The 14,243-nt window shown below is 36.3% G+C and carries 12 protein-coding genes and 1 pseudogene; 8 read left to right on the plus strand and 5 right to left on the minus strand.

Features of this window, described 5'->3' with window-relative positions:
* Window positions 1-427: 427 nt before the first annotated feature.
* Both BscR1v2_RS05125 and greA read right to left on the minus strand, forming a co-directional pair.
* On the minus strand, window positions 428-1,486 hold the full coding sequence (locus BscR1v2_RS05125; RefSeq protein ID WP_078689976.1) for a glycosyltransferase family 4 protein: 1,059 nt from the start codon (window positions 1,484-1,486) through the stop codon (window positions 428-430).
* Between the two features lie 5 nt (window positions 1,487-1,491).
* The gene (greA, locus tag BscR1v2_RS05130; protein ID WP_007476805.1) at window positions 1,492-1,965 is read right to left on the minus strand and encodes a transcription elongation factor GreA; all 474 of its coding nucleotides are present in this window, start codon (window positions 1,963-1,965) and stop codon (window positions 1,492-1,494) included.
* A 339-nt stretch (window positions 1,966-2,304) separates the two neighbouring features.
* Here greA and BscR1v2_RS05140 point away from each other — a divergent pair, with 339 nt between their 5' ends.
* From BscR1v2_RS05140 to BscR1v2_RS05150, 3 genes are all read left to right on the plus strand, one after another.
* Window positions 2,305-2,607: an SH3 domain-containing protein gene (locus BscR1v2_RS05140; protein ID WP_418214941.1), complete on the plus strand. Its 303-nt coding sequence runs from the start codon at window positions 2,305-2,307 to the stop codon at window positions 2,605-2,607.
* 378 nt (window positions 2,608-2,985) lie between these two features.
* Window positions 2,986-5,496, plus strand: coding sequence for an excinuclease ABC subunit UvrB (gene uvrB / locus BscR1v2_RS05145; protein WP_418214942.1), 2,511 nt, complete (start codon window positions 2,986-2,988; stop codon window positions 5,494-5,496).
* Between the two features lie 745 nt (window positions 5,497-6,241).
* A complete protein-coding gene (locus tag BscR1v2_RS05150) occupies window positions 6,242-6,817 on the plus strand; it encodes a BA14K family protein (RefSeq protein ID WP_078689980.1) in 576 nt (191 codons plus the stop codon).
* 56 nt (window positions 6,818-6,873) lie between these two features.
* Here BscR1v2_RS05150 and BscR1v2_RS05155 read toward each other — a convergent pair whose 3' ends face one another.
* Window positions 6,874-7,518 carry an MBL fold metallo-hydrolase gene (locus BscR1v2_RS05155; protein ID WP_078689981.1) on the minus strand — a complete coding sequence of 215 codons (645 nt, stop codon included), beginning with the start codon at window positions 7,516-7,518 and terminating at the stop codon, window positions 6,874-6,876.
* Between the two features lie 143 nt (window positions 7,519-7,661).
* On the opposite strand from BscR1v2_RS05155, the pseudogene BscR1v2_RS05160 reads away from it, so the two are divergent.
* A pseudogene (locus BscR1v2_RS05160) lies at window positions 7,662-8,365 on the plus strand (response regulator).
* Window positions 8,366-8,374: 9 nt separating this feature from the next.
* On the plus strand, window positions 8,375-9,664 hold the full coding sequence (locus BscR1v2_RS05165; RefSeq protein ID WP_418214926.1) for an ATP-binding protein: 1,290 nt from the start codon (window positions 8,375-8,377) through the stop codon (window positions 9,662-9,664).
* 108 nt (window positions 9,665-9,772) lie between these two features.
* On the opposite strand, the gene BscR1v2_RS05170 is transcribed toward BscR1v2_RS05165, so the two are convergent.
* Both BscR1v2_RS05170 and BscR1v2_RS05175 read right to left on the minus strand, forming a co-directional pair.
* Window positions 9,773-10,273, minus strand: a complete 501-nt coding sequence (locus BscR1v2_RS05170) for a type III secretion system chaperone family protein (protein WP_078689982.1) — start codon at window positions 10,271-10,273, stop codon at window positions 9,773-9,775.
* A 417-nt stretch (window positions 10,274-10,690) separates the two neighbouring features.
* On the minus strand, window positions 10,691-10,930 hold the full coding sequence (locus BscR1v2_RS05175) for an accessory factor UbiK family protein (protein ID WP_010704056.1): 240 nt from the start codon (window positions 10,928-10,930) through the stop codon (window positions 10,691-10,693).
* Window positions 10,931-11,150: 220 nt separating this feature from the next.
* Between BscR1v2_RS05175 and lgt the strand changes: the two genes are divergently transcribed.
* The 3 genes from lgt (at window position 11,151) to pgeF (ending at window position 13,956) form a co-directional block, all read left to right on the plus strand.
* On the plus strand, window positions 11,151-12,008 hold the full coding sequence (lgt, locus tag BscR1v2_RS05180) for a prolipoprotein diacylglyceryl transferase (protein WP_078689983.1): 858 nt from the start codon (window positions 11,151-11,153) through the stop codon (window positions 12,006-12,008).
* A gap of 67 nt (window positions 12,009-12,075) precedes the next feature.
* A complete protein-coding gene (locus tag BscR1v2_RS05185; RefSeq protein WP_078689984.1) occupies window positions 12,076-13,095 on the plus strand; it encodes a class I SAM-dependent methyltransferase in 1,020 nt (339 codons plus the stop codon).
* A gap of 69 nt (window positions 13,096-13,164) precedes the next feature.
* Entirely contained in the window at window positions 13,165-13,956 is a 792-nt protein-coding gene (gene pgeF / locus BscR1v2_RS05190; protein ID WP_078689985.1) for a peptidoglycan editing factor PgeF, read from the plus strand.
* The last annotated feature ends 287 nt before the right edge of the window (window positions 13,957-14,243 follow it).

Genomic DNA, 14,243 nt, shown 5'->3' on the forward strand with positions numbered 1-14,243 from the left:
AAGTTTTGGTAAATCTGATTTTTTCTATATTACGTTACATTTAATATCAAAAATTTTTACAGCTTTGTTATTTAACAACTTATTTCTATTTCTAGTATTGAATCAATACAAAAAGCTTTAACAACCTGCATTTCGAAAGAAGAACTATCCTATACCCTTAAATGGAACACTGTAGAAAAAATAACAGTTTTTTAAAATTCACTGACAGTAATGTAACAAAACAAAAATCTGAAATAATTATTGTTAACTATACTCCGCCCAACAAGAATTTAATACTTTACCTCAATGCAACTCCTCTTGATATGGACAATCAATTAAGTTCTAGTGAACATATTTGGTATCATTTTGCAAAACGGTATACGACATTTCTTTCAAGAAATCCGTTTTCTCTCTTCAAAATAATTACTCTAAAGACCTTGAAGTATATTTAGAATGTTTTTCCCTCAAACATCATCTCATAAACACTCCCAATTGCAGCAGCTTCCCTTTCTAAAGGAAAATGAGTGCAAACATGAGTTAAAGCCTTTTTCCCTGTAGCCAATGTTTTTTCTAAATCAGCAAAATAAGGTTCAATTGCGGCAGTTAAAGCTAATCCATCTCCTGCTTTAACAACTGTTCCTGTTCCTTCTACTACTAATTCTTCATAAACACCTGCATCACTGGTTACTACAGCTGTTTGCGATGCCATCGCCTCTAGTGGTGTTAAACCAAAACCTTCCGCACGAGAAGGTGCTACATAAAGCGATAGACGACGGTACCATAAAGCTATATCTAATACTTCACCAAGAATAATAATGCGATCATTCAAACCAGCATGAGCGATCTTTTGACGTAATTTTTTTTCAAAATTATAATGTTGTGTTGTAGTACGACCAGCGATAATTGCTGTCCAATCAGGATAGTGTGGCAATAATTTTAACATTGCATCCACAAATAAATCAGTACCCTTTAAATAGCGCACACGCCCAAAACACCCTACTGCATATTTTCCTGGTAGCCCTGTTGCTACAAAGCAATCACTAACAGTTTTTGGTGGTAAAAAACGCTCAAGGTCCACCCCATGCATAATAACTTGATAAGGAACTTCTAGATAAGTTCCAGTGCGCGCACTGGTAGCAATAACTTTATCCATGCGACGAATTAACCATTTCGTAAAAGGCTTATGCTGACGCTGAGATGCCGACGTAAAAATGAGTTTAAGCTTCATACGCAAAACATCGCGAAAAAAGATACCACAGAGCATCTCAATATTGCGTCGTGCATGCCAGATACGAAATGGCTTGCTTACTGGATTTTTCCAAAGCCCAAAAAGATCTCTAAAAGAAAGAGCTGGCAAACTTTGCGGCAATCCCCATCCCAAAGTAGATATACGTATCCCCTGTTTTCGTTGCAATGGAATAAGTTGAATAATTGTAGACGTTACCCCTGACATACGTTTTTTAAAATGAGGAACAATAATATCAGTCTCTTTCAAAGACACATACATAAAATTTAGATATATTGAATCTTAATAATTTCATAATTATGCGCTCCACCTGGAGCATTGACTTCAATAACATCCCCCTCTTGCTTACCAATAAGTGCACGTGCAATAGGTGAAGAAATAGAAATTTTACCAGTTTTCACATCAGCTTCTTGATCACCAACGATCTGGTAAACCTTTTTTTCTTCAGTATCTTCATTCAAAAGTTTTATAGTAGCCCCAAATTTAATTCTATCACCTGAAAGGCGAGAAACATCTATAACTTCTGCTCGTGCAATGTAATCTTCAAGTTCGTTTATACGCCCTTCATTATGACTTTGCGCTTCCTTAGCGGCGTGATATTCAGCATTTTCCGACAGATCACCATGCGCACGTGCTTCAGAAATTGCTTCAATAATCCGTGGACGTTCCTGCTGTTGGCGCCAACGCAACTCTTCTTTGAGATTTTCAAAACCGGTTGTAGTCATTGGAACTTTTTCCATGATCCGTCCCTTTCTTTTACACAGAAGGCCTTATAAAAATACAAAAACGGCTTCCAAAATTGCTTTTGGAACCCGAGCATTACAACTTTCTTATTATATAGGACAAAAACCTCGTTTTCCATATAAAAAAATAAAAACAATAAATAGCATATTGGGATTCTTTTCGATAAATTTACATTTTCGGCTTAAATACTCACCCATAACACCTATAATGATAGGACACTTCAAAGGAACAATTATATTTTTCTATCTTATCATTAACTTAAACAAAAAAGACATTATGTAAAACTAAGAAGAATGGAACTATATAAAAATCCTATGAGGTCAATAATGAAAAAAATGATTGTTTTTTTTGTGTTCGGCTTTTTTTTCCTGACCACAACCGCAAGCCAAGCCACAAACGCAATTGTAACAAGAAATCTTAATCTTAGAGCAGGACCAAGTATTCATTACGCACTTCGAGGTTTCATTCCTGCAGGACACTTAATAACCGTCTATAGCTGTAGAAATAACTGGTGCCAAATTAATTATGACTCACGAACCGGTTGGGTATCATCTCGTTATTTATCATTTAAAAATGGAAATGAGCTCTATTATACATATACGATACCATCATCTTCAACTACCTACCATCATTATTGATAACAGTTGAGTGAATTTAAAAATCCCAACACCGTACATTTTTACCATTCATCCCACTTTAATGGCTATACTGGTCTAATTTTTCTAAGCTAACTACATTTCTATCAAAGACAATAGCTATTAGTTAAGTAGCGTAATCATAAAAAACTACATAAAACTATCACCCACAACAAATAAACAATAGGTACAAGCAACTCTAGTGTTATCAAACTAAAAGTGCTAAAAACCTCTCCATAATTAGGTAGAATGCAAAGCTGATGATAACATTAAAGCCTTTTTTACCTTATCTCTTACGATAAAAACCCATAAAATGTTTCTATAATGTCGTACCAAAAACCTAAAAGACCTGCCCCGAAATCTAATAAAACATCCTGTAAGATAAAAACAGGCCATACTGCAATTGCTAAACAACCTTCTGTTACTAGTTCTAACCCAGTAATAGAGTCTGATATTTCCTTTAAAGCTGCAAGTGATTTTACATCTCACAATGCAACAAAAACTGGTGTTACAGCAACAGTTGAAGCTCTTTCTACGCTTATTGCTTCGGACAATCCCCTTTTTAAAAATGGTACAGTATGGACACCTCATCGCCCCATTCGCCCTGAAAAATCTGAAGGTGGAATTCCATTCCAAATAAACACACCTTTTGAACCTGCAGGAGATCAACCAGCAGCAATTAAAGCTTTGGTTGAGGGCGTTGAGCGAAATGAGCGTACTCAAGTACTTTTAGGCATTACCGGTTCAGGAAAAACTTACACAATGGCTAAAATTATTGAAGAAACACAACGCCCTGCTCTAATTCTGGCGCCAAATAAAACTTTAGCTGCGCAACTTTATGGAGAATTCAAAAGCTTCTTTCCCAAAAATGCTGTCGAATATTTTGTTTCTTATTATGATTATTACCAACCAGAAGCCTATGTTGCACGCTCTGACACTTATATCGAAAAAGAATCTTCTATTAATGAACAAATTGATCGTATGCGCCACGCTGCAACACGTGCTGTACTTGAACGCGATGATGTCATTATCGTTGCATCTGTATCCTGTATCTATGGAATTGGTTCAGTAGAAACTTACACCGCCATGACCTTTCAAATGCAAAAAGGTGATAAGTTAAATCAACGGCAATTATTAGCTGATTTAGTTACTCAACAATATCGTCGACAAGATATAAATTTTACGCGCGGTTCTTTTCGTGTGAGAGGTGATACGATCGAAATATTTCCTTCTCACCTTGAAGATCGTGCTTGGAGGATCTCACTATTTGGTGATGAAATTGAAACAATTACTGAATTTGATCCTTTAACAGGACAAAAAACGGGGGATCTTCAATCTATTAAAATTTATGCAAATTCACACTATGTCACACCACGACCAACATTAAATCAAGCAATAAAAGCAATCAAAATGGAATTAGCCCAACGCCTTGATGAATTAAATTCTGTTGGTCGCCTTTTAGAAGCGCAACGTTTAGAACAGCGCACAATATTTGATCTAGAAATGTTAGAGACGACTGGTTCTTGTTCTGGAATTGAAAATTACTCCCGCTATCTAACGGGCCGTAATCCTGGTGAACCACCCCCAACCATGTTCGAATATATTCCCAACAATGCTCTTATTTTTATTGATGAAAGCCATGTAACTATCCCCCAAATTGGTGGGATGTATCGGGGTGACTTTCGAAGAAAAGCAACCCTGGCTGAATATGGATTTCGCCTACCCTCTTGTATGGACAACCGTCCTTTACGCTTTGAGGAATGGGATGCTATGCGCCCACAAACAATTGCCGTTTCTGCAACACCTGGACGTTGGGAAATAGAACAAACATGCGGCGTTTTTGTCGAACAAATCATTCGTCCAACAGGGCTCATTGACCCACTAACACAAGTGCGCCCAGCACGCATACAAGTCGATGACGTTATGAATGAAATTCGCAAAACAATTAAAAAAGGCTATCGTACATTAGTAACTGTTCTAACCAAACGTATGGCTGAAGATTTGACAGAATATCTCCATGAACACAACATTCGTGTACGCTATATGCATTCTGACATTGATACATTAGAGCGTATTGAAATTCTTCGTGACCTACGACTTGGTACTTTTGATGTTTTAATTGGCATTAACTTACTGCGAGAAGGATTAGACATTCCAGAATGCGGCTTTGTTGCCATTTTAGATGCTGACAAAGAAGGATTTTTACGCTCAGAAACCTCTCTTATTCAAACAATTGGGCGAGCTGCGCGTAATGTAGATGGCCATGTTATTCTTTATGCGGATACAATCACCAACTCCATAGAACGAGCATTGCAAGAAACAACACGACGCCGACAAAAACAAATAGCCTATAATGAAGAGCACCATATCACCCCTACCAGTATCCAAAAAAATATCGGTGATGTCCTCAATTCAGTTTACGAAAATAATCATCATGCAGATATTCCTGATTTTATCGCACAAAATAATAAAGTTGATAATAATTTAGCCAACCATATTCAGCATCTCGAAAAATCAATGCGTGAAGCGGCTGCCAATCTTAACTTTGAAGAAGCAGCTCGACTTCGTGATGAAATCAAACGGCTACAGAAAATAGAATTAACAATTGCTGATGACCCCTTAACACATGATAATAGTGAACATTCCACTAATGAGGCCACGATACAATCAAGCCTTTTCTCCAAACCTGATCTTGACCATATGGGCCCTACTATGGATGTCGGTCTTTTAGAAAAGCATCCAATAGAAAAAAAGCTGCATAAAAAAGCTCTTGATAAGAAAGTAATAAAGGAAGCTAAAGTCTCTTCAACTGCTAGTATTTCTAAAAATGACTCTCATACAACTAGAAAACGGAAACGCTTTACAAAAAATGGTCTTCCAAAACATCAGTAAGCGCTAAATCCATAATCAAAAAATTGTATTTTTTTGTTTTTATAATTCATAGTAAAATAAAAAGACTTAATCTTTTAAAACCATTTTAAAATGAAAAAATGATATAAGAAGGTGGATTGTGCGAATAAAATTTTTTCAAATATCTTTTGCTTTAAAAAACTTATCAACTTTTGATGAGTTATAAATATCACAAAATGATAAAAGAACTATTTCCCAATTTTGAAATAAGCAAAAAACCAATCAAGAGAGAGCTTTTCATATATCAAAAGCTACCTTAATATACTAATTTATATAGTATAGGGCATAGTTTTTATTGCCTATCGTTTAAAAAGCAATGACATAAAAACACTCTATACCTTAAACAGACAAGTAAAGTTTTAAAACAATAATAAGGGTTTTAATTTTATTAACTTTAATAATATTAGCATTGATATTTTTATTACATTACTCTTGTCTAAGAGTCAGACATTTCTAGATTATATGATGTACAAAGTATATTCGATATAAAGTTTGACTACTGTAGTAAAAAATAAAACTTCAAATACTGACGTTTTATGTGTTAATTTAATATAATATGTTCTGTGTAATCAGATTTTTAGCATAATGTTATTTTGTTATTTTATAATTTATTCTCAACTAAATGGCTTCTTTATTCGTTCTATTAAAAAATTAAAAACCGTTCAGGTTACATTCAGCTTAATGCATATAAAGTATGAATAATATAAATTCATAAAGGGAGTATGTTATGAACAAATTGACTAAATTAGTAGTATTATCAGCAATATCAACTGCAACCATCTCCACACCATTAACCGCAGCATCTGCTCGTAATGATTATGTGTACGTTCAGCACAATGTAAACAGCATCCCTCAACACCACACTCAATATCATCGCGAGCAGCAGCATATTCATCACAAAAATCCAACACGTTACTCTTATCATTACGAACACACTACACAAAACCATGTTCATCAATATCATGTGAATCGTCCTAATAACACAAATGATGCTTTAGCAGCAGGTGTTCTAGGCCTTGCTACAGGTGCAATTCTTGGCAATGTTTTAACAAAACCTGCGCAGCCACAAATTATCTATCAAGCCCCATACCCTCAAAATCAGGTGATCTATCAAGAAATACCCCAATCTCAAGTAATTTACCAAGTGCATCCACCAGTAACCTATAACCCCGCCTACCAACAACCATGGACATCACAATGGCTTCAATATTGTACAAAAAAATACCGCTCATTTAATCCTAGAACCGGTACCTTTCGTGGTTACGACGGTTTAGACCATTTCTGTCATGCTCCATTACAATAACCTTAAGTAATACTGAAAAAACCTCGTTTAAAAGCGGGGTTTTCATATATTTGCCATTAAATTCCTTGAAGAAAAGAATTGAAGCGGCGTTCATAACCTATTGTGCTTCCTGATCCATGACCAGAAATAAAGCTGACATCATCACCTAAGGGTAAAACTTTTTCTTTAATGGATGTCATCAATGCCTCATGAGAAGATAATGGGAAATCAGTACGTCCAATAGAACCACGAAAGAGAACATCACCCACTAAAGCCAAGCGCTCTTTTTTATTGAAATAAATAACATGCCCAGGGGTGTGACCAGGGATATGCAAAACATCAAACACATGTCCAGCACAATCAAGGCTATCACCATCTTCCAACCATTGATCAGGCACACAAATACGCACATCAGCCATGCGATAGACTTTTGCTCTTTCGATCACGTCTTCCATAATTGGTTTATCACCACGATGTGAACCAATGATTTTAACATTAAGTTCCTCTTTAGCTTGCATCGCTGCTCCTACATGATCAACATGACCATGTGTTATCCAAATAGCTTCAATGCTAACACTTATTTCTTGAATTGTTGCTTGGATTTTAGGCCAGTCACCACCTGGATCAACTAAAACCCCCTTTTTACTTTTACTATCAAAAAGCAAAGTACAATTTTGTTGGAAAGATGTAACTGGAATAATATGTGCGCTCAGATTACTCATAGTACCCCTTTTAAAGAAATATTTATCAATTAAATAACAGTTTCATACATTTATAAAATCAAAAATTGCGTGCTCGACAGCTTGATGCAACTTATGTAGACTGGATCTTATTGGAAACTGGATTTTCGTCAAGGTTTTAAATAATGACCGACCATGTTCACGTTTTATGTGATGATGCACCTCATCTCCTTGTTATTGATGATGACACGCGTATTCGTAGCCTCTTATCTCAATTTCTTATTAAAAACGGATTTCGTGTTTCAGTTTCTGCTAATGCTGATGAAGCCAGGCGTCAACTTGCAAGCCTAGATTTTGACCTTCTCATTGTTGATGTTATGATGCCTGGTGAAAATGGCATTGATCTTACCCTTTCATTACGCCAAACAAAAATGTCCCCATCTTAATGTTAACGGCTTTATCAGAAACAGATAATCGTATCCATGGGTTAGAAGCAGGAGCAGATGATTATCTATCCAAGCCATTTAATCCTCGTGAACTTTTACTTCGCATTAATGCCATTTTACGGCGTGGTTTCTCACCTAACCAGTCCAAAATCGAACAAATTGTTTTTGGGCCTTATATGTTTTCAATTTCACGACGTGAACTGAAAAAAGGGGGAGAAGTCATCAAACTAACAGATAAAGAACAAGAAATGATGGTTATTTTTGCCGAACATGCAGGTAATACAATTCCACGTCATAAATTCGCAACAGGTGATAGCGAGATAAGTGAACGTGCTATTGACGTACAAATTAATCGTTTACGTCGCAAAATCGAAAAAGACCCAGCAACCCCTATATGGCTTCAAACTGTGCGAGGGGTCGGTTATAAACTCTCAATTGAATAGACGTAAGTAATGATTAAACTCGCAAGACAATTTGCTCAGTGGCTAACGAGGCAAATGCCTAAACGTCTTTATGCCCGCTCTTTGATTATTATTATTGCTCCCATGGTGCTCTTGCAAACAGTAATTGCCTATGTCTTTATGGAGCGTCACTGGCAAATGGTAACTGAGCGTCTCTCAACTGCTATTGTCCACGATATCTCTGCCATTATTGATATAATTGAAACATATCCGCAACAACATAACTATGAAGATATCAAACGCATTGCACAGCAGCGTATGGGATTAAATATTTCTATCTTACCCCCTGATCCCCTGCCCCCTCCTGGTCCTAAACCATTTTTTGCAATTCTTGACTATTTTCTTAGTGAAGAAATCACTCATCAAATTAACCGCCCCTTCTGGATTGATACAGTAGGCGATTCTAATCTTGTCGAAATCCGTATCCGTCTTGATAACAGTATTTTGCGCGTCTTTGCTGTGCGCAGTCAAGCTTATGCTTCCAATACCGGTATCTTCTTAAGCTGGATGGTAGGAACGGCTCTTGTTTTATTACTGATAGCCATTTACTTCTTACGTAATCAAATCAAACCGATCCAACAACTTGCTGAAGCAGCTGAAAGTTTTGGACGGGGACGTCCCCTACCAAAAGATTTTCAACCACAAGGAGCTGATGAGGTGCGCCGTGCTGGTATCGCCTTTCTACGCATGCGTGAACGCATTGAACGCCAAATTGATCAACGCACTATGATGCTTTCAGGTGTAAGCCATGATTTAAGAACCATTCTTACACGTTTTAAGCTCCAACTAGCCTTAGCAAGTACAGACTTTGATATTAGCCCGCTCGAGCAAGACGTTAGCGACATGCAAAATATGCTAGAAGATTATCTTGCTTTTGCACGTGGAGAAAACGGTGAAAATGTTAGTTCTCTTGATTTAAATGCCCTGATGCAAAAATTCTCTACCGAAGCTCATCTTCATAAATGTCAATTCTCTTACACAATTGAAGGCCCTAAACAGATACAAGTACGCCCTCATGCTTTTACGCGTTTGATTAGCAACCTTGTGTCAAATGCATTTCATTATGCAAACACCATCAAACTAACAGCTACATCCCAACAAGAATCGCTTATTATTATTATTGATGATAATGGACCGGGCATTCATAAAAACATGCGTACAGAAGTATTTAAACCATTTTTTAGACTTGATAAAGCGCGTAATCAAGATGCAAGTGGAACAGGTCTTGGTCTTGCCATTGCCCAAGATATTGCGCGTAGCCACGGGGGAATATTCAATTAGACGACAGCCCATTAGGAGGCTTGCGTGCTATTATTGACATTCCCCTATAAAATATACAAAAAAAACTTTGATCAAGAATTAATCAGAAAATAAATTTATTGAATGATTTTAAGCGTTTCCTACAGTTTCAAATAAAGCATATTGTAATGCTTTATAAGCACTTTCACCCATCCAAGCTACCATTTGAAAAGCAGTATAATGACTTTCACAAACTTTAAGCGCATGGACCAACAATGTTTCAACTTGTACATGAGATGGATGCACCCCACCAGCTAAAAGAAGACCTTGCCGATAAATAACTGAATTGTCTCCTTGCCAATAATCAAAATGCCCTAGTAACAACTTTTCATTAATTGCCAATAATAAGCGGTGCATTTCCTCCGTTCGAGTACTTTCAATAGAAAGATCAAACGCACAAGCTAAATGAAGAGCTTCTTGTTCTTCCATCCATGAAAAAGCAAGACGATAATTAGCTCGTTTTCCTTCTACGCAAACATTAATTTCATCTTCTGCACTCCGCTCAAAAGACCAGTCATACCTATAGGCAATCTGTTCGATAAAATCGACTGGATGCTCTTCTCTTTCTGCGGCGCTAAAGGCAAGCCTCATCATTAACCCTCAAAATAATCAAGAATGTTATCAATACAGCGCAAAATGCTTACAATTGTAATAACATTTGTTACAATTAAGCCCTTACACCAAACAAAATACACAGTAAAACGTAGACAATATACGATACCTAGAAATACAACAGGTGATATTTCCCATGGTATATAATAGCCTGATAAAGATAAAACGAATCATCAAGCTATTTCAGTGTATTGATACAATCTCATAGTGCTAGCCCCCTGATTCAAAAAAATGCTTTTTTATAAAAAACGAATCCAACAATAAATTAACGATTTTCCTTAACAGATTCAGAATTAAGCATTTTTTAGCTTCGTGCATAATGTTGAAAAATTGGGGATTATTTTTTTGAGAATACAATTTTTATACTAAAACTAATTTTAGTGTCCGTCACGGACTCTATTTTTCTAAATCATCAAGACGTTTTGCCAAATCAGCGTTTTCCGCACGCGCTTTAAGCACCATTTCCTTAACTACTTCAAATTCCTCACGTGAAACAAGATTAAGCTTATTGACTATCTTCTCAGCTTGCGAACGAAAAATTGTTTCAGCTTCATGCCGTACACCTTGCGCAGCACCAGCTGCATCTGTCATTAATTTTGCTAATTCGTCAAGAATACGGTTGGGTCCATCATGCATGAAATTTTTCCTTAATTTTAGTCAATTATGTGTGCATTATAGTGCATTTTATAACATATAGATATTGTATTTGTTTCTTTTATAAAATCCATCGTAATTTTTCTATCCTCCCCTTACATCTATAAACAATAGCGATCTATTCTCTTCTTGCCTTGACCATCGTGTGTTCATCTGTCATGTTTTAACAACCTATAATTTCATAGATGTAAAGCGCTTCCTGATGAACGACTTTCCTTTTTGTCCTGCTATTAATTTCCCTACCTTTCTTGATCCTGTTATTATCCATTTAGGTCCCATAGCGCTACACTGGTATGGGCTTGGTTATGTTGTAGGCATTCTTTTTTCTTGGTGGTATGCGCAAAAATTATTGGCAAAAAAATTCTTGTGGCACGCAAACCAACCTCCCATGGATCAACATAAAATAGGTGATTTTGTTATTTGGGCTACTATAGGTATTGTTGTTGGTGGTCGTTTAGGACAAGTGCTTGTGTGGGATCCTGCTTATTATTTTAACCATCCAAGCGCCATTATTGCAGTGTGGACTGGAGGAATGTCTTTTCATGGCGGCCTTATTGGTACCACCATTGCAATGATCTGGTTTGCTCGTAAAAATAGCATTAACATTTGGGCAATGTTTGATACAATTGCTGTAGGTGCCCCCGTTGGTATCGGCATTGTGCGGGTGTGCAACTTCATTAACCAAGAATTATGGGGTAATGTTACTACCGTTCCTTGGGCTATTTGCTTTAACTATGATCCCCAATATCTACCACGCCATCCAAGTCAACTTTATGAAGCGTTGATGGAAGGATTTCTTCTTTTCATCATATTGGCTATTGCTGTTTTTGCTTTTAAAGTATTAAAACGCCCTGGAACAGCAACTGGAATATTTATTTTAGGTTATGGAATAGCGCGTAGCATTTCAGAAATTTTTCGTGTTCCTCAAGAAGACCCAGAGTGGTTTTCTGCCCTCTTTTATTCCACTGGATTTACCTATGGAATGGCATTATCTCTTCCTATGATTCTCTTTGGCTTTTATGCACTTCTTCAAGCTTTTAGAAATCATTCTATAAAATAATGACTACTCTAAAAGAAAAATTAAAGAAATTATTGCTGCCAATGGGCCAATAACTGTTAGTCAATATATGACATTAGCCCTCACAGACCCACAATTTGGCTATTACCAAACACAAGAGCCTTTTGGATCTACGGGTGATTTCATTACCGCACCTGAAATAAGTCAATTATTTGGAGAGATGATTGGTATTTGGGTTTTTGCAAGCTGGAAAGCTCAAGGTAGCCCCAATCCTTTCATTTTAGCTGAAATAGGTCCAGGACGTGGAACACTCATGGACGATGTTTTACGTACCATTCAAAAATTATGTAAAACAGCCTTCAATGCTGCTGAAATTTTTCTTGTTGAAATAAGCCAACGTCTTGCAACAGAACAAAAAAAACGTCTTTCCTCTTATCAAAAACATATTCATACTATTGAACATTTTAATCAAATACCTTCAGGACCTCTCTTTCTCATTGCTAATGAGCTCTTTGATGCGCTTCCTATCCACCAATATATCAAAATCAACGGAGAATGGAGAGAGCGTTGCATTACACTTGATCAAGATGGTCATTTTACCTTTATAGCTGGAGCGCATAAATTTTCTTCTGGTGACTTACCAGTCTATTGTGCTCAAATGCCTGACGGAACAATTTGGGAATACGCTCCCTTACGTAACCAACTGATGCAACAAATTAGTAATCGCTTAATACAAGATAAAGGATCTGCTTTGCTCATTGATTATGGTGCTTCTGATTGTGCATTTGGGGATACATTGCAAGCTATTTCAAAACATAAATTCCGCGATGTTTTTGCCAACCCAGGTGAAAATGATTTAACATCACATGTTGATTTTTTTACTTTAAAAACAATAGCACTTCAAGAAGGCTGTTTTGCTGAAATTCTAGAACAAGGAGATTTTCTTGTAAAAATGGGAATTCTTGAACGTGCAAAACAGCTTAGCATTAATAAAGATACCTTGATCCAAAACAAAATCCGTCAAGATATTGAACGGCTTGTCAGCCCAGATCAAATGGGTAAACTTTTCAAAGTTCTCCATGTTAGTGATCAATCTACTACTATCTCTAACTTTTTTGACTTCCAATAATGACAAAGAATTGACAAATACTGCTGTCTTGAACACCATTGCTTGTTCAAACAATTATGTGGAGCTTTCATGAAGCCTGTCCTTAAGCCTATCCTTGCGAAAGATCTTCTTGCTTTACATAAACACGGGATAAAACATGGTTTTTTTACACGTCAAGGTGGAGTTTCACAAAACCTTTATCATAGCCTTAATGTCGGCCAAGGTTCAAATGATCATCCTAAACATATTATGCAAAATCGCACATTAATCGCGAATTATTTTGATATTGAGATAAAAAATTTGATCACTGTCAATCAAGTACATTCTTGTGACGTAGTCGTAATTGATCAAGCTTTTATCGGTGAACGTCCTAAAGCTGACGCTCTTGTCACAACTAGTAAAGGTTTAGCAATCGGCATCCTTACAGCCGATTGTGGACCAGTTCTTTTTGCTGATCCGCATGCAGGTGTTATCGGTGCTGCGCACGCTGGTTGGCGAGGAAGCTTGAATGGAATTTTGGAAAAAACAATTTTAGCTATGGAAGAACAAGGTGCCAAACGAAAATCAATAACAGCAGTGTTAGGACCTTGTATTGGTCCCCATCATTATGAGGTAACAAATGAATTTTATAACCAATTTATGAATCGCAGTAATCAATTTCAAAAATATTTTTTAAAAACAGATAAAAAAAACCATTTTCATTTTAATCTATGGACATTCATTATCGACCAATTAGAACAAGCAGGCCTCAATACTTCTTGTCTAAAACTTTGTACTTATCAAGATGAGCAACGCTTTTTTTCCTATCGTCGTGCAACACATCGTAATGAATCTGATTACGGGCGACAGATTTCTGCTATCATGCTAGAAAATGACAAATAAGTTTTTTACCTTAAAAACATATCATAACTACAAAATAAAATTTCTTATCCAAATGAAAAAAGGTACGCTCGATCATGTTTTGTTTGTTTAATGAAATAACTTATAAGTCCGTAAATTATGATAATTTAAAATCTTGTTTGTGAATACTTGATTTGTCATAACTAATAGCAAAATAATTCTTTTAACCCATGCTAGATAAAATTATAATGTTTTTGTAATTGTTCCTTTGCAATCTGATAATAAAAAGTTAAAAGCTGTATCAGATTCTATCATGATTATTCAGGGGT

The sequence above is a fragment of the Bartonella schoenbuchensis R1 genome, assembly GCF_002022685.1.
Lineage (GTDB): Bacteria > Pseudomonadota > Alphaproteobacteria > Rhizobiales > Rhizobiaceae > Bartonella > Bartonella schoenbuchensis.